Raw genomic sequence first — 16,671 nt, forward strand, 5'->3', positions numbered from 1 at the left:
ACGCGCTCAAGGGGATCGGCGGCGTCCTCGGCAACGTCGGGCAGGCAGCCCGCCCAGGCCAAGCTGACCGACCAGCCGACTCCTATCCGGAGGGAGATGTCGGGGGTGCGGTGCAGGGCGGAGGCGATATGCAGACGCGCGGCCTGGAGGAGGACGCCCGCGCATTCGAGGAAGAAGCCGCCCGCCGCTCGGAGCTCGACGCGGAAGCTGAGCGCATCCTTCGTCACCACTCGGCCGTGGGGACCCTGAACATCCCGGACGCCGACATTCCCGATCCGGAGATTCCAGACCCCAATCTGTCCGACGCCGATCTGCCGGAGACGCCTCCGCAACAGAGTCACGATCGGCCCTGAGTCGCGGGACAGACGCCACGGCGCCCCACAACGCCGTGCGCGCCGCCCCGGCCTATAATGGGAAGTCCGCCCGGGAACACGTAAGGGTTCGCGGGCGTTGACACGTGAGTCGGCTCCCCGAGCCGGACCGCAGAACGTGAGGGAGAAGATATGAGCGACCGCAGCCTGCGCGGCATGCGCCTGGGTGCACAGTCGATGGAGAGCGAAGCTGGCGTCGAGCCGGCTCCCCGCCAGCGCGTCGAGTACCGCTGCGAGGACGGCGAGCAGGTCTTCGTGACGTTCTCGTCCGAGGCGGAGATTCCTCCCGTCTGGACATCGAAGACCGGCAAGGAAGCCTTCCTTGTCGATGGTGAGCGCCCCTCCGAGAACTCGGAGAAGGCAGTGCGCACGCATTGGGACATGCTCCTCGAGCGGCGCAGCATCCCCGAGCTTGAGCAGATCCTCCAGGACCGTCTGGCCCGGCTGCGCGAGAAGCGCGGCGAGCGGGTCTGAGGTCCCGGAAAAGCCAGAAGGGCGGGAACCGAGAGGTTCCCGCCCTTCTGGCTGTCTGGCGTGGGCAGCCCGGCGTCTCAGATTCCCGGTGCCCGCTCGATCACGCTGCTAGTGCTGCCCGCGTCGTGTGAGCTGCTTCCAACGGTCCATCACGCCCCACTTCGTGACGTTGAGCATGGCCTCGACCACAATGTTGCCGCTCATCTTCGAGGCGCCCAGTTCGCGCTCGACGAAGGTCACGGGCACCTCGGCGACCTTGAGCCCCATCCTCGCGACGCGCCACGCGAGGTCCACCTGGAAGCCATAGCCGACCGACTCGACCGCGTCGAGATCGAGCTTCTCGAGCGTGGTGCGACGGAAGGCCCGATACCCCGCCGTCATGTCCTTGATGCGGAGGCCGAGCATCAGCCGGGCGTAGGTGCTTCCTGTGCGCGAGATGAGCTGCCGGTAGACCGGCCAATTGACGACCGTTCCGCCCTGGACCCAGCGGGAGCCGATCACGAGGTCCGCGCCCTGTTCGATGGCCTCGAGGAGGCGCGGCAGCTGCTCGGGCTGGTGGGACCCGTCGGCGTCCATCTCGACCACGACGTCGTAGTCCCTCTCGAGGGCCCACTTGAAGCCCGCGATGTAGGCGGCGCCAAGCCCTTCCTTCCCCTTGCGGTGCATGACGTGCACCTGCGGGTCTTCGGCCGCGATGCGGTCTGCAAGCTCACCCGTTCCGTCAGGGCTGTTGTCGTCGGCCACCAGGACGTCGGAGGCCGGAACTGCCGAGCGCAGCCGACCGAGGGTCTTGGGCAAGGACTCGAGCTCGTTGTACGTCGGGATGATCGTCAGAATGCGCACGCAGGAGTCCCTTTCGAGGCTGGGTCACGGGTCCATGCCCCCGCGCGAGGGCACAGTCGCCCATTATATCCAGCCCGTCGGCAGGCCCACGCGCCTTCGGGCCAGTCGCGGGGCTGGCAGCTGGTCAGTCCCCCGACTGTTTTCTACTGACACGTGGGCCTGCCCCCGAGGGCAGTGCCACCGCCCATGAAGGGCAGCGGCTGGACCTTCCGCAAGCGGCGGCCCGATGTCAAACGATCCTACGTTGCCCCTCCGGTGTGTCAACCGTCCTTTCACCTGCGAAGACGTGCGTTTCTCCTACTCAGGAGCAGTTTCAGCAGGCGTGAAAAGCACGTTGTGTTTCGGAATCCCGACGCTCGACGTGCGTCGCCGGGGGCACCGGATCTCGACTTCAGGCCCCAAATCCGTCGGCGCGGTACAGCTCTTCGCCCCGGTGAACCGTGGCAAGGCACCGCGGAGCGTTTTCTGTATCGAGGGCTGGCAAGAGTGGGGTCCGCGCCCGAGGGTCGGTGCTCCAGGCCTGCACGCGCTCGTCTGCGACCTGAACCATGAGCTCGTCGACCTCCCAGATGGCAAAGCTCGCGGGCGCTCCGGGGACGAGCTGACCCATGAGAGGCTCGCGAGAGCGGATTGCGCGCCAGCCCGCACGTGTGTGGCCTATGAACGCCGCCCGCGCCGAAATGCGCTCAGATGGGCTCGAATGGCGCAGGCACGCAGCGATGCTTGCCCACGGATCGAGCTCGCACACCGGGCTGTCGCTGCCGAAGCACAACGGGACGCCAGCCGCCGCGAAGCTCGCGAAGGGGTTCATTCCCATGCTCCGTTCCCCGACCCGGCGCTCGTAGAGACGGCCTTTCCCGCCCCATGCAGCATCGAAGAGCGGCTGCGCGCTCACGGTTACGGCATAGCTCGCCAACGCCGATATGGCTTCGGAAGAGGCCATCTCGACGTGCTCAAGCCGGTGGCCGGCAGCCCGGACGGACGAGGAACCCGCGAGCTCGGTCGCGAGAGCCAAACCGTCGAGCGCAATCTGCAGGGCCCCCTCGCCGATCACGTGGAAGCCGCCTTGGATCCCAACCTCGGAGCAGGCGGCAAGATGACGGCCCACCTGCTCGGGGCTGAGGTAAGCGGTTCCGCGTTGGCCGACAGCGTCGTCGTAGTCGGCCAACAGCAGGGCGGTGTGCGACCCGATCGAGCCGTCGATGTTCAAGTCGCCCGCGAGCCCCAGGACGGGGACGCCGATCGAGTCGAGGATCTCGCGCGCCTCGTCCGCGGACTGGCTCAGCTCGCCCCAATACGCGAAGACTTCGGGGAGGCTCCGTCCCCCGGCTGCTTCCGCGTCGTCGAACGCCCCGAGGAGCAGCCGTAGGTCCTCGGCGCCACTGATCTGGGGTGCCGCCTGCTCTACGAGCGCAACGTAGCCCCGGCTCGCGGCGTGCTCGAGCGCCGTGCGGTGCAGCGCACGGATCTCCTGCCGGCCGGACGGCCGCGCGACGGCTCGTGCAGCGGTCAGGGCGCCCCTGGTCGCGAGGATCCCGTTCCAACCGTCCCTGCGGCTCGCGGCGCCGCCGTCGAGCCCCGCTGCCGCGGCCAACGCCGGCGAGACGAGCGCCGAGTGAACGTCTACACGTGTCAGGAGCGCTCTGCGCCCACCCACCGCACGCTCGAGTTCTCCCGCCGCGGGCAACGCCGGATCTTCCCACGTGGACTCGTCCCACCCGTGGGCGTAGAGGGTGCCGGCGCCCTCCGCTGCACCTCGCTCTACGGCGCGGAGGAGCTCGGTCGCCGAACGGACGGCGGACAGATCGAGCGACCGGAGGGCCAGGCCGGTGTCCGAGAGGTGGACGTGCGAATCGACGAATCCGGGCGTCACGACAGCCCCGTCGAGGTCGACGATCCGCATGCTCGAATCGGCGATCGATGCCGCAGCCTGCTCCGAGCCCACCCAGGCCACTGTGCCGCCGTCTACCAACATCGCGGAGGCGAGAGGGTCCGCCGTCGAGTAGACGGAGCCGTTGCGGTACAGGGTGAGCTGGCGCCCAGAGGACATGGAAATGCCTTTCAGTATGTTCGGCGGCGTCCGGCGCCGCGAGAAGGGGCTAGTCGGAGACGCCGGAGTAGGCGACGATTCCCCGCTTGATGCTGTCGATCGCCGCGTGGGCGAGACGCCGAAGCCGCGGCTCGATGCCGGGCACGTCCGCAAGCTGATCGAGGAGGTCCACGACCTGCTTGACCCAGCGCACGAAGTCGCCCGCCGCGAGCTCCGTCCCGGAGAGCACGTTCTGGAGGTCCCGTCCGCGGGCCCATTTGTAGAGCGGCCAGACGAGCCCGAAATCGGGCTCGCTGGTGCGGGGAAGGCGGTGCTGGTCCTCGACATCCTCGAGTTTTGACCATTCGCGAACCAGGACGTCGACGGCGACGTCGAGCGAGATGCTCGGCATCTTCGGCGGGAGCCCTGGCTCGTCGCGCTTCGCCTGGTAGACGAGGGTGCTTGCAAGTGCTGCCAGCTCCGCCTCGTCGACGTCGTCAAAGGCGCCAGCACGCAGCGCGAGGGCCGTGAGGAGGTCTTTGTCCCCGTAGATGCGCCGCAGCTTCTGGCCCTCGTCTGTGACCCGCACATCGCCGTCTGTGCCCTCGAGGCAGCCATAGGACTCGAGCACGTCGCACACCCGGTCGAAGGTCTTGGCGATCGTGTTTGTCCTGCCCTTGATCTGCTCGCCGAGCCGGTCGGTCTCCTTGCGCAGTTTCGTCCACCGGTCGGCCCAGCGGGCGTGCTCCTCCCGCTCGGCGCAGCCGTGGCAAGGATGGGCGCGGAGCTGCCGGCGGAGCTCGACGATGCGCCGCTCAGTGTCCTCATAGCCGTCCGCAAACGCGAAATCCCGGCGGGAGCGGCGCTTCCGGCCAGTACTGGGTCCCTCTGACCGGGAACGATCGACGGCGTGCCGCATGGAGGCGGCGAGGTCGCGACGATCCTTGGGACGCTTGGGGTCGAAATGCTTCGGGATCCGGATGCGCGCAATCGGCTCGAGCGGGCCGTCGAGATCTTGGAATCCGATGCGTCGCAGGTTGTGGTCGAACGTGAGCACGTGCGGCCGAGGCTCACGCGCATTCGTGTCTGCGGAGAGCACCACTGCGGACCCGCCGAGGCGCCCGTGGGTGATTTCGACGACGTCGCCCGGCTGGAGGCGCGCGAGGGAGTCCACGACCATGTTCCGCCGGGCCCGGCCGGCTTCGCGTGATGCGTACTTCTCGGCGGCGGCGAGTTCCTCACGGAGCCGCTGGTACTCCCGGAAATCGCCGAGATGACAGGCCATCGCCTTCTCGTAGCCCGCGAGCGACTCTTCTCGTTCCCGCACCTGCCGGGCGAGCCCGACCACCGAGCGGTCCGCTTGGAACTGGGCGAACGAGCTCTCGAGGATCTCTCGGGTGCGCTTTCGCCCGAACTGGGCGACGAGATTGATGCTCATGTTGTACGTCGGGCGGAAGCTCGAATTGAGCGGGTAGGTCCGCCGGGAAGCAAGGCCTGCCAGGGCGGCGGGGTCGAGCCCGGGGCGCCACTGCACCACCGCGTGGCCCTCGACGTCGATCCCGCGTCGTCCCGCGCGTCCTGTGAGCTGGGTGTACTCCCCCGCGGTGATGTCGACATGCGCCTCACCGTTGAACTTCTCGAGCTTCTCGATGAGGACGCTGCGTGCGGGCATGTTGATTCCGAGGGCAAGGGTCTCGGTCGCGAAGACGGCTTTGACGAGTCCCGCTGCAAACAGCTTCTCGACGACTTCCTTGAACGCCGGGAGGAGCCCCGCGTGGTGCGCAGCGAGCCCCCGGAGGAGGCCTTCCCGCCAAGACCAGAAATTGAGGATGCCCAGGTCGGCGGGCGGAAGGTCCTTCGCCGCCTCCTCGACGACGGCTGAGATCTCCGCTCTCTCGGCCGCCGAGGTGAGGTCGAGCCCTGCGTCGACGCACTGCTGGACTGCGGCGTCGCAGCCTGCGCGGGAGAAGATGAAGTCAATCGCGGGCAGGAGGCCCTGACGTTCGAGCGACTGGATCATCTGCGGCCGGCTCGCCCGCGTTCCCGCCGTCTGCGCGCCGTCGCCGCCGCGGCCTGCGCCGGCCTTGATGCCGCGCTGCCGCTCGTCGCGCCGATTCGTCCGGCCGCCATGCGAGAACCGCGAGCGGTGTTGGGCATGCACCTCGCGGCGGGCGATGTCGACCAGTTCGGGGTTGACCGCAGTCAGTTCGCGGGGATCCTCGGCCGAGCCGAGGCCGACGGCGGACGGCGCCCCTTCCGCTGCGTCTCCGACATGGTCATGGACATCGGCGAGGTCCTCGAACGACTGCCTGGTCGCGAACAGGTCCACGAGCCTGCGGCCCACCATGACGTGCTGCCAGAGGGGAACGGGGCGGTGCTCCGAGACGACGATGTCCGTCTCGCCCCGGACGGTATCGAGCCACGCCCCGAACTCCTCAGCGTTCGAGACGGTTGCGCTGAGCGAGACGAGGCGGACATCACGTGGGAGGTGGATGATGACCTCTTCCCAGACGGCACCCCGGAAGCGGTCCGCGAGGTAGTGGACCTCGTCCATCACCACGTAGCCCAGGCCGACGAGTGTCGACGAACCGGCGTACAGCATGTTGCGCAGGACCTCGGTCGTCATGACGACGACGGGAGCCTCCCCGTTGACCGTCACGTCGCCCGTCAGGAGCCCTACTCGATCCTGCCCATACGCCTCGGCGAGCTCGGTGTACTTCTGGTTCGAGAGCGCCTTGATCGGCGTCGTATAGAACGCCTTGAGCCCCTTGCGGAGTGCGAGGTGGACGGCGAACTCCCCCACGACGGTCTTGCCGGCGCCTGTGGGCGCCGCAACGAGGACACCCCGTCCTGCCTCGAGGGCGCGGCACGCTTCGCGCTGGAAGGGATCGAGCGGGAACGGAAGCTCGGCTGAAAACGCCCCTAGCTCTGTCTTCGCGAAGGCCCTGCGTTCTGCGTCAAGTGCGAAACGCTCGGCCGGGGTGAGGTTCTCGGGGGCGGTGGACATAGGTCCAGCCTAGAACTTGTCGAGGTCCTCGCGTGACGTGGGTGTATCGGCGATCGCCTCGGTCTCCTGCATGGCCTTGACCTGACGCCGCGCCTTCCTCTTGTCCTGGAGAAGGCAAAGTCCGATCGCCGCGAAGAACAGCGCGAGCAGCGGGATGGCCAGCATGAACATCGAAATGGCGTCGGCGCCCGGGGCGGCTACCGCTGCCAAGACGAAGACGAGCAGTACCGTAATGCGCCACGCCTTGAGGATCACCCGACCCGGAAGGACACCTGCCGCGTTGAGGCCCACGAGAACGACCGGCACAAGGAAGGCCAGACCCAGGAAGAGGACCATGTGGGTCACGAAATCGATGTACTCGCGCCCGTCGATGAGGTTGGAGAACCCCGATGGCGTGAACTGCGTGAGCGCGCGGACCACGTTGGGGGTCACGATCCACCCGATCCACACCCCCGCGAGGAACAGCGGAACGGCCGCCGCCATGTAGCCGAGCGTGTAGCGCCTCTCCTTCACCGTGAGTCCGGGCATGATGAAGGCCCAGATCTGATAGATCCAGATCGGACTCGAAATGACCAGGCCGATCTGGATCGCAAGCTGCAGCTTGAAGTCGAACGGCGAACCCACGGTGGAGAAGTTGACGCCGGAAATTCCGCCGGTCCGCTGGGCGATGCTGCGCACCGGCTCCTGGAGGGCCTCGAGGATCGGGTCATACAGGAACCAGCCCGCGACGGCGCCGACGAGGACACCGGCGGCTGACTTGATAAGGCGGTTCTTGAGCTCCCGAAGGTGCTCCATGAGGGGCATCCGGCCTTCGGGATTGGCCTTCCGCCCCTTGGGCGTGGCCACGCTCAGGCGCGCTGGGACGGGCCGGCCGTACCGCCGTCGCCCTCTTCAGCGCCCTTGGGCGGAATCACCTTGCCCTCGACCGGGGATTCAGCAGTCTCCGAGGACGCGGAGGGCGACGAAGGGGACTCCGGCTTGTTGCCCTCGTTCCTCATTTCCTTGACCTCGGAGCGGAGGATCCGCATGGACTGGCCAAGGCTTCGCGCCATGGTCGGAAGCTTGGGCCCTGCGAACAGCAGCAGTGCCACAACAATGATGATGACGATAGGCCATGGGCTATCGAAGAGTCGTCCCACAAGAAGTCCTTTCCTTCTTAACCAGTCTAGATGAGTCCTAGGTCACGGAGGGACTGAGCCTGCCCCCGTTGCCTTCGCCGCGCGATCCTCCGTTCCCGGCGAGCCGCCCGGCGCGCGAGTCTGCCCTCCTCGTATGCCCGGCGGGCGTCGTCCGGATGGGCGAAAACCGCGCGGCCCGGCGCGCCTCGCGTGGCGTCCGCAAGGTCTGCGGCGCCGTCCGCCTCGACGGTCGGGCTCACAGAGAGGACCTCCGCGAAGGAAGAGGCCCCATCTCGAAGGAAGCGGAGCGCCTTGCGCACGAGCCAGAAGCCTGCCGAGACCGTCGCCACCGCGGTGCCGAGAAGCAGCACCGCCCACAGGAGAACCCAGAACCACCACGGCATGCGACGAGCCTATCTGCTGCGGGCGGTGTCGAGCGCACGCGACAGCCAGGCCCGACTCGCTGCGACTGCCCGGTCCGGCCCCTCGAGGGCAACCGAGCCGCCGAACTGCGCCAGGAACCGTGGGAGCCAATCGGGGTCTGACACGCGCACTCCCACGCGACGGCTGCCGTCCTCGAGGTCTATGCCGTCTTCGGCAGCGTATTCATGTTCGACCCACAACGCCTCCGGCGCGAGGCGGAGCACGGCGACGATGTCCGTGTCCCGTGGCTCGACCATCTGTTGTGCGGGCAAGGCTTCGAAGTCGCCGGGGAGCGGAACGGGCTCGGCCGGTTTGAGACTCACAATCCGGTCCACTCGAAAGACTCGCCGCTCCTCAACCCGATGGCAATACGCATCGACGTACCACCGGTCACCGTCCGAACGCAGGCCCAGCGGATTCACGAGGCGCTCGGTGCGTTCGTCCTTCGTGGGATTCAGATAGTCGAGCCAGAGCGTCTGGCCTTCGGCAACAGCGGCGCGGAGCACAGGGACGAGTTCAGCGTTGCGCTGCGGCTCCGACTTGAGGTCGACTTCTGGAATCGACCCCATGCCCTTCAACGTGGCCGCGCTCACCTTGGCCGCAAGCGAGCGGATCGCGGGCTGCTCGTCCTCGGACGCCATCGGCAGGAGGGTCTGAAGTCCGAGCTGAAGCGACAGGGCCTCCTCGATGCTCAGCCGGCGGGGCTTGGCCAGGTCGGGCGCGTTCGCAAGGCTCACCACGCCGTCGTTCACTTGGACCTCGATGAAGTCCTGCCATCCGCCGAGATCCGTCGGACCCGAGAATTCGAGCACGCTGAGCTCCTGGATGAGCGCCCGCGGGGTGATTCCGTACCGTGACGCAGCCTCCGCCACCCGGACCGGGCCCTGGATGAGGAACGGCACGAGGTCAACGATCCGGCTCAGACGGTCCTCTGACGTCGTCGTCCGCCGCGCTAGAGGGCCCGAGGTGACCGGTGCTGCCCCCGTCGTTCCGAGGGCCTCCAGGGCCCCCTCGAGACGTCGTACGACTGCCTCGGCAAGCTCGGCAGGCGCCTCGACGATCAGCGCGTCGCCAAAGCCGGCGAGGTAGTCGGCGGCAACGCTCACGTCCTGATAGGCGTACTCCCCCACGTCCCATCCCTCGGGCGCCTCAGCATCGGGGAGCTGGTTCCACGCCATCCTGAGCTCGAGCGCACGGCCCTCGGCGATGCGGAGACGGGCACTCTGCGCCGGCATGGCCACGAGCTCCTCGAGCTGGTCGTGCACGGCACCGGCAGGGGCAGGGTCGAAGGAACGCTCAGCGCCCAGCACGATGCGGCCCCGAATCCTCGAGAGCCGGAAGACACGGGCCGCGCCGCGCGCCGTGTCGTAGCCGACGAGGTACCACTGTCCGTACCGCTGGCCCAGGCCCCACGGCTGGACGCGCCGCTCTTCCTCCCGACCGGTGCTCGTCGCGTAGTAGTGGAACCTGATCTCGGCCCGGCGGGACGCGGCGTCCGCCAGGATCGCGTAGCGCGGATCGCCGATGCGGACCCGGGGCTGCACAAGCGAGGGCGGCGAGTCCGGCAGGGCACCCGCGGCCTCGAGCCGTCGCAGGGCGGCGCGCGCAGGCGCCGCCGCGAGCGCGCCCTGACACGCGAGGCCAGCAAGGGCGAGGAGGGAACGCTCCTGCGGTGTGAACTCGAGTTCCGGCAGACGGAAGAGCCGTGGATCGATGCGATAGAGCGACGCGGGGGCCGCACTGTCCTCGCGCTCGTAGCCTTGGCGCTCGGAGATCTCCGCACCCAGCGCCCTGAGGTCGGCCTTGTCCCGTTCGAACTGGCGCTCGACGGTCTCCCTGTCGCGCTCCGCGCCCTTTGCCCAGCCGTAGACGTCCCGCAGCAACCGGTCACGGGAGATCCCGCGCTCGGTGTGGAGGAGTGCGATCAGGAGGTTGAGGAGACGTTCGGTCTTCTTCTGGGACACATCTGCAGGCTACCCGGAACACGCCGCTGGCCGGGGACGGCGAAACCGCCCCCGGCCAGCCGAGAAGTTCAGGATCAGCGGATCCCCACCAGATCGACGACAAAGACCAGGGCTTCGTTGGGCCCGATCGCCCCGCCCGCCCCGCGTGAGCCGTAGGCCAGCTCGGACGGGATCTCAAGCCGACGGCGGCCGCCCAGCTTCATGCCGAGGAGACCTTGGTCCCACCCTTGGATGACTTGGCCGACGCCGACCCGAAAGTCCAAGGGCGCCCCTCGGTTCCAGCTCGCGTCGAACTCCTCGCCGGTGGACCAGGCAACGCCGACGTAATGGGCGGAGACCGTGTCACCGGCGGCGACCTCGAGCCCGTCGCCCTCGACGAGGTCCACAATCTTGAGCTCGGTAGGCACCGGACCCTCAGGGAAGTCGATCTCGGGCTTCTGCCGGTCGTAGCTGCGCTGTCCGAAGGACATGGCTGTTCCTCTCGTTGGGCGGATAGTTCGGTGCTGAATCCTACTGGACGCCCAGGATGTCGACGACGAAGACGAGGTCGCCCTTCGCCCCGCCCTGGCCTTGGTCCCCGTAGGCCTGTGCGGCCGGGATGACGAGCAACACCCTCGATCCGACGGTCTTGCCGGTCAGTCCGTCAGTCCAGCCCTGGATCACTTGGCTCAGCGCGAACGTCGCCGGAGTACCACGATCGTAGCTGGAGTCGAACTTGGTCCCGTCGGAGAGGTTGACGCCGACGTAGTTCGCCACGATGGTGTCACTCGACTGCACTACGGCTCCCTTGCCCTTGATGAGATCCTGGGCGATGAGCTTGGTGGGCTTCGCGACCCCCTTGACGTCGATCTGCGGGACGCCCTTCGAGTCAGTGGTCACCTTGGGCAGGCCCGGGGGCGGGGTCACGACGTCGCCCTCGGGCTTCGAGAGCGGCGCCGGGATGTCCTTGGCGTCGGTGATCTTGAGGATGAGGAGCGTCGTCGTGCCGTCACCGCCCTGCTCCGCGCTCACAGGCGGCGTTGCATAGGCGAGGTAGGAGCCGACCTTGGCACCGACGAGGGCGTTGTACAGCGTTGCGTTCTGCTGCTGGAGGCTGCTGTCCACCGGGACCTTCTCCGGCTGGCCGGAGGAGAACGTGTCGCCCAGGACGCTGCCGTCCGTCCCCTTGAGCGCGAGGACGTTGACGACGGCGGACTGGCCCGCCTTCACGGCGGCGCCGCTTCCGTCCTGAATCATCTTCACGGTGAGCGACGAGACCGTCAGCGGCTTCGCGAAGTCGACCGTCGGAGCCTTGTCCGTGGTCGTGACCTTCAGGGAGCTCAGGGCGTTGACGTCGCCCGCACTCTGGCTCGTAGGCGTGGGCTGGCTCGACGAGCTTCCGGAGCTACACCCTGCGATGAGCAGGGCGAGGGGCAGCAAGAGCGCAATGAGTCGGCGCACTGATCAACTTCCTGTGGGGGTGTCCGCCACGTCCGTGGCGGCGGTCGGGGGCCCTGTGGCCCCCTCTAGGGTAGCGGCTCTGGCTGTGAGGGCATCCTGCCGCTATCCCGCGAAGGGACGAAGTGTGTCAAGAAGCTCGTCGACCCTCGGATCCTCATTCGCGAACGGGTCCTTGCACAGGATCGTGTGGTGGGCTCGATCGTTGAGCTTGAGGTGCACCCAGTCCACGGTGTAGTCAGCGCCGGCCGCCTGCGCGGCCTGGACGAATCGGCCGCGAAGCCTCGCACGCGTCGTCTGGGGCGGCGTGTCCATCGCCTCCTTGATGGCGGCGTCGTCAACGAGCCGGGCCGCTCCTCCGTGGCGCTGGAGCAGGAAGAAGAGGCCGCGCTCGGGGCTGATGTCGTGATAGGTCAGGTCGAGCTGGGCGACGCGAGCGGAATCGAGGTCCACATCGTGCCGTGAGCAGTAGGAGTCGATGAGCTTCTTCTTGATCGCCCAGTCCACCTCGGTATCGATGGTCGAGGTGTCGCCCGTCTCGATCGCTGTGAGGGTCCGGTCCCACAGGTCGAGGATCCGGGGCACATGCGGGGTATGCGCGCCGTACTCCTGCACGAACTGGGCGGTCTTCTCAAGGTAGAGGCGCTGCATGTCGATGGCCGTGAGCTCGGAGCCGTTGGCGAGGCGCACGACGGCGCGTCCGGAGAGGTCGTGCGAGATCTCCCGGATGCTGCGGATGGGGTTCTCCATGCGCAGGTCCCGCATGATGACCCCGGATTCGATCATTCGCAGCACGAGGTCGACCGTGCCGACCTTCATCATCGTCGTGGTCTCCGCCATGGTCGAATCCCCGACGATGACGTGGAGCCGCCGGAAGTGCTCCGCGTCCGCGTGCGGCTCGTCTCGGGTATTGATGATCGGCCGTGAGCGAGTCGTGGCGGAGGAGAGCCCCTCCCAGATGTGGTCGGCGCGCTGGGAGAAGGCATAGATCGGGCCGTGAGGAGTCCGGAGCACCTTCCCGGCACCGCAGAGCAGCTGGCGCGTCACGAGGAACGGGATGAGGATCTCAGCGAGGCGCGAGAACTCGGTGCGCCGCGGGATGAGGTAGTTCTCGTGGCTCCCGTACGAGTTGCCCGCGGTGTCCGTGTTGTTCTTGAACAGGTAGACGCTGCCGTCGAAGCCCTCCTCGTGGAGACGCTTCTGGGCCTCGTCGATGAGGTCGACGAGGATCCGCTCGCCCGCCCGGTCATGGGCAACGAGTTGGGCGACGTCGTCGCACTCCGCCGTCGCGTACTCCGGGTGGGAGCCCACGTCGAGGTACAGCCGCGACCCGTTGCCCAGGAAGACGTTCGATGAGCGCCCCCAACTGACGACCTTCCGGAACAGGTACCGTGCGACCTCTTCGGGGGCAAGCGGACGCCCCTGAGGGCTCGAGTAGGCGATGCCGAACTCTGTCTCGACACCGAAGATGCGGCGGTCCACGCGGCTCCTTACGACTAGTAGCTGACCCGTGACGAGAGCAGCCTCAGATCGGTACGGACAAGAGTTCCTCGAGCTCCTCGCCGGCGATCCGCCTGAAGGCACGGCGGACACCGCGCTCGGTCTCCGAGTGGCGGTCGAGGACCCCGACCTCGAGACTCAGGGGCGTCTCGGTGCGATCCTCGCGCAGAGCCTTCGCGGCGAGCTGGATCGCCTCCGTGAAGGAGGCCTCGGCGCTCCAACCAGCAATGACCGACTCGGCAACGCGCTCTGCCGCGCCGCCCATGACCACGAACCGGCGTTCGTCGGCGATCGAACCGTCGAAGGTGAGGCGGAAGAGATGGTCCGAGCCGACGTCGTGCCCCACCTCCGCGACCGTGAGCTCGACCTCGAAGGGCTTCTGCTCAGCGGTGAAGACAGCACCGAGGCTCTGGGCATAGACGCTCGCGAGGCCGCGGCCCGTCACGTCGACCCGGTCGTACGAATAGCCTCGGACGTCCGCGTACCGCACACCTGCCTGCCGAAGGCTCTCGAACTCGTTGTATTTGCCGACAGCGGCGAACGCGATCTTGTCGTAGATCTCGCCGATCTTGTGCAGCGACGGCGACGGATTCTCCGCGACGAGGGCGATTCCTTCCCTGCAGCTCAGCACGACGACGGACCTTCCGCGCGCAATGCCCTTGCGGGCGAAGTCGGCGCGGTCCTTCATCACCTGCTCAGGCGAGACGTAGAACGGCTGGGTCATCTCAGGCCTCCCGTCCGGCGATGCTGCGCTGCTCGAAGATGTCGCCCGCGATCTGGCTCAGCTCGTGCTCCGATGCGCGCCGGTAGCCAGCCCGCGTGACCGTGTAGACAACGGGCCAGAGCTGGCGAAGGGGATCCGGGCCGCCGGTGGCGGAGTCGTCGTCGGCCGCGTCGAAGAGCGACTCGACGGCGACGCGCACCGCGTCTGCCTCCGAGAGGCCAGGCCGCCAGAGTTTCTTGAGAGCGCCCCGCGCGAACACCGAACCCGAGCCCACCGAATGATGCTCGGGCTCCTCGTAGCGGCCGCCAGTGACATCGTAGGAGAAGAGGCGGCCCACCCCCTGCTCGAGATCGAACCCGGCGAACAGCGGGACGACGGCGAGCCCTTGGAGGGCCAGGCCGAGATTCGCGCGGATCATCGCGCCGAGCCTCGTGGCCTTCCCCTCGAGGCTCAGCCGCGTCCCCTCGATCTTCTCGTAGTGTTCAAGCTCCACTTGGAAGAGCCGGACGATGTCGATCGCGAGTCCGGCCGTTCCCGCGATGCCGAGCGCCGAGTAGCGATCGGCCGGGAAGACCTTCTCGATGTGGCGGCTCGCGATCATGCTGCCCATCGTCGCCCGGCGGTCTCCCGCCATGACAACTCCGCCGGCGAACGCCATAGCGACCACCGTTGTGCCGTGCGGCGCGAGGTGAGAGGCGTCAGTCGGAATGACTCTATTTGACGGGAGCAGGTCGGGACGGGCTGAAGCAAGGTGCTCGGTGAAGGACGACGTCGACTGCGCGGCAACGCGTTCTGCGAGAAAGTCGTTCATCCTGGGCCTACTGGCCGCCCTTCTGGACGAACCCGCGCACGAACTCCTCGGCGTTGCTTTCCAGCACGCCGTCGATCTCGTCCAGCAGGTCGTCGACCCCCTCAGTCGCCTCGGACGCCTGAGGGGCGGCGGGCGCGGGCGCGGGCGTGCCCGGGTCGACGTCCTCGTTCTCGTCCCGTGACTGGCTGCTCTTCTGCTCCTGACCGGCCATGGCCGCCTCCTTGCGTCGAGCCCGGCGCCCCTGCGACGGGCTGTGGAACCTATACTGTCACTCTTTCACGGCCGCGAGGCGGCCTGCGGAACCTCACGTGTGGCGCTCGCCGAGCAAGGCGTCGAGGAAGCCCTGGATGTCCTTGTGTCCCTCGAAGAGCTGCTCGGTGAGGGCGCGTGTCCCGCGCAGCGGCTCGCGCGTCGGGACGCGCTGCAGCCTGTAGCTTCCCGGCGGGGAGAACACCACGGAGTCCCAGCTCGCGCTCGCGACGTTGGCAGGGAACCGCTGGATGCTCTTGCCGCGGAACCACGCTCGGGTGTCCGGCGGCGGGTCGATTGCGGCCCGGGCGATCTCGCGGTCATCCACGAGGCGCTCGAGGCTCCCCTTCGCAAGGAGGCGGTAGGCAAGCCCTCGCTCCGGCCGCACGTCGGACCACTGGATGTCGATGAGTCCGAGCCGGGCATCACTCCATCCGAGGCCGTCGCGTGCGCGGTAGCCCTCGAGCACCCTCCGCTTCGCCGCCCACTCGACGTATCCCGCTGCTGCGTCCTGGTCCGTGTCGAGGTCGGTGAGCGCGCGCTCCCAGAGTCGAAGCACCGTGGCGGTATGTCCGTCCCCGCCATGCTCGGCCGCTACGCCGGCGTTGGCCGCGAGTTTCGCGGCAGCCTCCAGGTACATCCACTGGACCTCAAGGCCCGTGAGGCGCCGCCCGTCCAAGAGGCGCACTGTTTCGCGGAGGTCGGTGTCGTGACTCAGCCGATGCATCGCACCGACGGGTTCGTGAACCTCGATCTCAGGGGCAGCGCCCGCCTCGATGAGGCTCAGGACCAAGGCCGTCGTGCCAAACTTCAGGTAGTTGGCCACATGGCTGCAGTTCGCATCTCCGACAATGACGTGCAGGCGTCGGTACTTGTCCGCGACGGCGTGGGGCTCATCGCGGGTATTGATGATCGGGCGCCTCATGGTCGTCTCGAGGCCGACCTCTGCCTCGAAGAAGTCCGCCCGCTGGCTCACCTGGTAGCCGGGCGTCCGCCCGTCCTGGCCGAGACCGACACGCCCCGCACCGCAGACGAGCTGGCGGGTGACGAAGAAGGGCGTGAGCCCCCGGACGAGGTCCGTGAACGGCACCGCGCGCGGCACGAGGTAGTTCTCGTGCGAGCCATACGAGGCACCCTTGCCGTCCGTGTTGTTCTTGTAGAGGTTGATCGGTCCCCGCTCGGAGTCGGAGCTCAGCGCGCGGACGGCGGTCAGCACGACGGCGTCGCCCGCGGAGTCCCACCGCACAGCGTCGAGGGGGTTCGTCACCTCCGGACTCGAGTACTCCGGGTGGGCGTGGTCGACGTAGAGCCGTGCGCCGTTGCCGAGCACGAGGTTCATGAGCGCGGGCTCTTGGTCTCCGTCGAGCTCGAGTTCGGTAGGACCGTTGGCCAAGGCCACCCCCTCGGCCGTGAGGACGGGCTCCAGATCGGTGAGGAGGTCGGGATGAGCCTGATTGCGTCGAACCGACCACCCCCTGGCGTCCCGCAGAGGCGTCTCGTCCGTGTAGTCCCAGCCCGCGCCCGGCGATGCATGGAGCCGTTCCCGGGTGAGCTTGGCATAAGCGGCAATGACCTGCGATGAGAGGTAGGTCGCATTCGCACCGGGCGAAGCGGGCGCGTGAATCCCGTATTCGGTCTCGGACCCCATGACACGGAGGGCACCGCCCGCGGGAAGGCCCTCGGATCCGTTCTCGGTGCTCGGCATGTCACTCCCCTTCCCG

The 16,671-nt window shown here is 67.8% G+C and carries 16 protein-coding genes; 1 reads left to right on the forward strand and 15 read right to left on the reverse strand.

Annotation, left to right across the window (positions count from 1 at the left end; genetic code table 11):
- A partial coding sequence (locus V7053_RS09965; RefSeq protein WP_334172129.1) for a hypothetical protein occupies positions 1 to 341 on the reverse strand: 341 nt, incomplete at its 3' end.
- A 162-nt stretch (positions 342 to 503) separates the two neighbouring features.
- Here V7053_RS09965 and V7053_RS09970 point away from each other — a divergent pair.
- Entirely contained in the window at positions 504 to 845 is a 342-nt protein-coding gene (locus V7053_RS09970) for an RNA polymerase-binding protein RbpA (RefSeq protein WP_334172130.1), read from the forward strand.
- Positions 846 to 953: 108 nt separating this feature from the next.
- On the opposite strand, the gene V7053_RS09975 is transcribed toward V7053_RS09970, so the two are convergent.
- From V7053_RS09975 to dop, 14 genes are all read right to left on the reverse strand, one after another.
- A complete protein-coding gene (locus V7053_RS09975; RefSeq protein WP_334172131.1) occupies positions 954 to 1,688 on the reverse strand; it encodes a polyprenol monophosphomannose synthase in 735 nt (244 codons plus the stop codon).
- 391 nt (positions 1,689 to 2,079) lie between these two features.
- Entirely contained in the window at positions 2,080 to 3,738 is a 1,659-nt protein-coding gene (locus V7053_RS09980; RefSeq protein WP_334172132.1) for an amidohydrolase, read from the reverse strand.
- Between the two features lie 49 nt (positions 3,739 to 3,787).
- Positions 3,788 to 6,724, reverse strand: a complete 2,937-nt coding sequence (locus tag V7053_RS09985; RefSeq protein ID WP_334172133.1) for a DEAD/DEAH box helicase — start codon at positions 6,722 to 6,724, stop codon at positions 3,788 to 3,790.
- A gap of 9 nt (positions 6,725 to 6,733) precedes the next feature.
- Positions 6,734 to 7,528: a twin-arginine translocase subunit TatC gene (tatC, locus tag V7053_RS09990; protein ID WP_334172153.1), complete on the reverse strand. Its 795-nt coding sequence runs from the start codon at positions 7,526 to 7,528 to the stop codon at positions 6,734 to 6,736.
- Positions 7,529 to 7,572: 44 nt separating this feature from the next.
- The gene (tatA, locus tag V7053_RS09995) at positions 7,573 to 7,863 is read right to left on the reverse strand and encodes a Sec-independent protein translocase subunit TatA (RefSeq protein ID WP_334172134.1); all 291 of its coding nucleotides are present in this window, start codon (positions 7,861 to 7,863) and stop codon (positions 7,573 to 7,575) included.
- A 26-nt stretch (positions 7,864 to 7,889) separates the two neighbouring features.
- Positions 7,890 to 8,246 (reverse strand): hypothetical protein, encoded by a 357-nt coding sequence (locus V7053_RS10000; RefSeq protein WP_334172135.1) that lies wholly within the window; start codon positions 8,244 to 8,246, stop codon positions 7,890 to 7,892.
- Between the two features lie 9 nt (positions 8,247 to 8,255).
- Positions 8,256 to 10,229 carry a helix-turn-helix transcriptional regulator gene (locus tag V7053_RS10005; protein ID WP_334172136.1) on the reverse strand — a complete coding sequence of 658 codons (1,974 nt, stop codon included), beginning with the start codon at positions 10,227 to 10,229 and terminating at the stop codon, positions 8,256 to 8,258.
- 74 nt (positions 10,230 to 10,303) lie between these two features.
- Positions 10,304 to 10,699 carry an FKBP-type peptidyl-prolyl cis-trans isomerase gene (locus V7053_RS10010; protein ID WP_334172137.1) on the reverse strand — a complete coding sequence of 132 codons (396 nt, stop codon included), beginning with the start codon at positions 10,697 to 10,699 and terminating at the stop codon, positions 10,304 to 10,306.
- Positions 10,700 to 10,739: 40 nt separating this feature from the next.
- Positions 10,740 to 11,669 (reverse strand): FKBP-type peptidyl-prolyl cis-trans isomerase, encoded by a 930-nt coding sequence (locus tag V7053_RS10015; protein WP_334172138.1) that lies wholly within the window; start codon positions 11,667 to 11,669, stop codon positions 10,740 to 10,742.
- Between the two features lie 102 nt (positions 11,670 to 11,771).
- The gene (gene pafA, locus V7053_RS10020; protein WP_334172139.1) at positions 11,772 to 13,148 is read right to left on the reverse strand and encodes a Pup--protein ligase; all 1,377 of its coding nucleotides are present in this window, start codon (positions 13,146 to 13,148) and stop codon (positions 11,772 to 11,774) included.
- Positions 13,149 to 13,191: 43 nt separating this feature from the next.
- Positions 13,192 to 13,890, reverse strand: coding sequence for a proteasome subunit alpha (prcA, locus tag V7053_RS10025; RefSeq protein ID WP_334172140.1), 699 nt, complete (start codon positions 13,888 to 13,890; stop codon positions 13,192 to 13,194).
- Position 13,891: 1 nt separating this feature from the next.
- The gene (prcB, locus tag V7053_RS10030) at positions 13,892 to 14,701 is read right to left on the reverse strand and encodes a proteasome subunit beta (RefSeq protein ID WP_334172141.1); all 810 of its coding nucleotides are present in this window, start codon (positions 14,699 to 14,701) and stop codon (positions 13,892 to 13,894) included.
- Between the two features lie 7 nt (positions 14,702 to 14,708).
- Complete coding sequence (locus V7053_RS10035) at positions 14,709 to 14,912, reverse strand: ubiquitin-like protein Pup (protein WP_043128138.1); 204 nt, start codon at positions 14,910 to 14,912, stop codon at positions 14,709 to 14,711.
- Between the two features lie 93 nt (positions 14,913 to 15,005).
- The gene (gene dop / locus V7053_RS10040; protein WP_334172142.1) at positions 15,006 to 16,655 is read right to left on the reverse strand and encodes a depupylase/deamidase Dop; all 1,650 of its coding nucleotides are present in this window, start codon (positions 16,653 to 16,655) and stop codon (positions 15,006 to 15,008) included.
- Positions 16,656 to 16,671 lie beyond the last annotated feature (16 nt).

This window comes from Sinomonas sp. (assembly GCF_036848755.1).
Taxonomy (GTDB): domain Bacteria; phylum Actinomycetota; class Actinomycetes; order Actinomycetales; family Micrococcaceae; genus Sinomonas.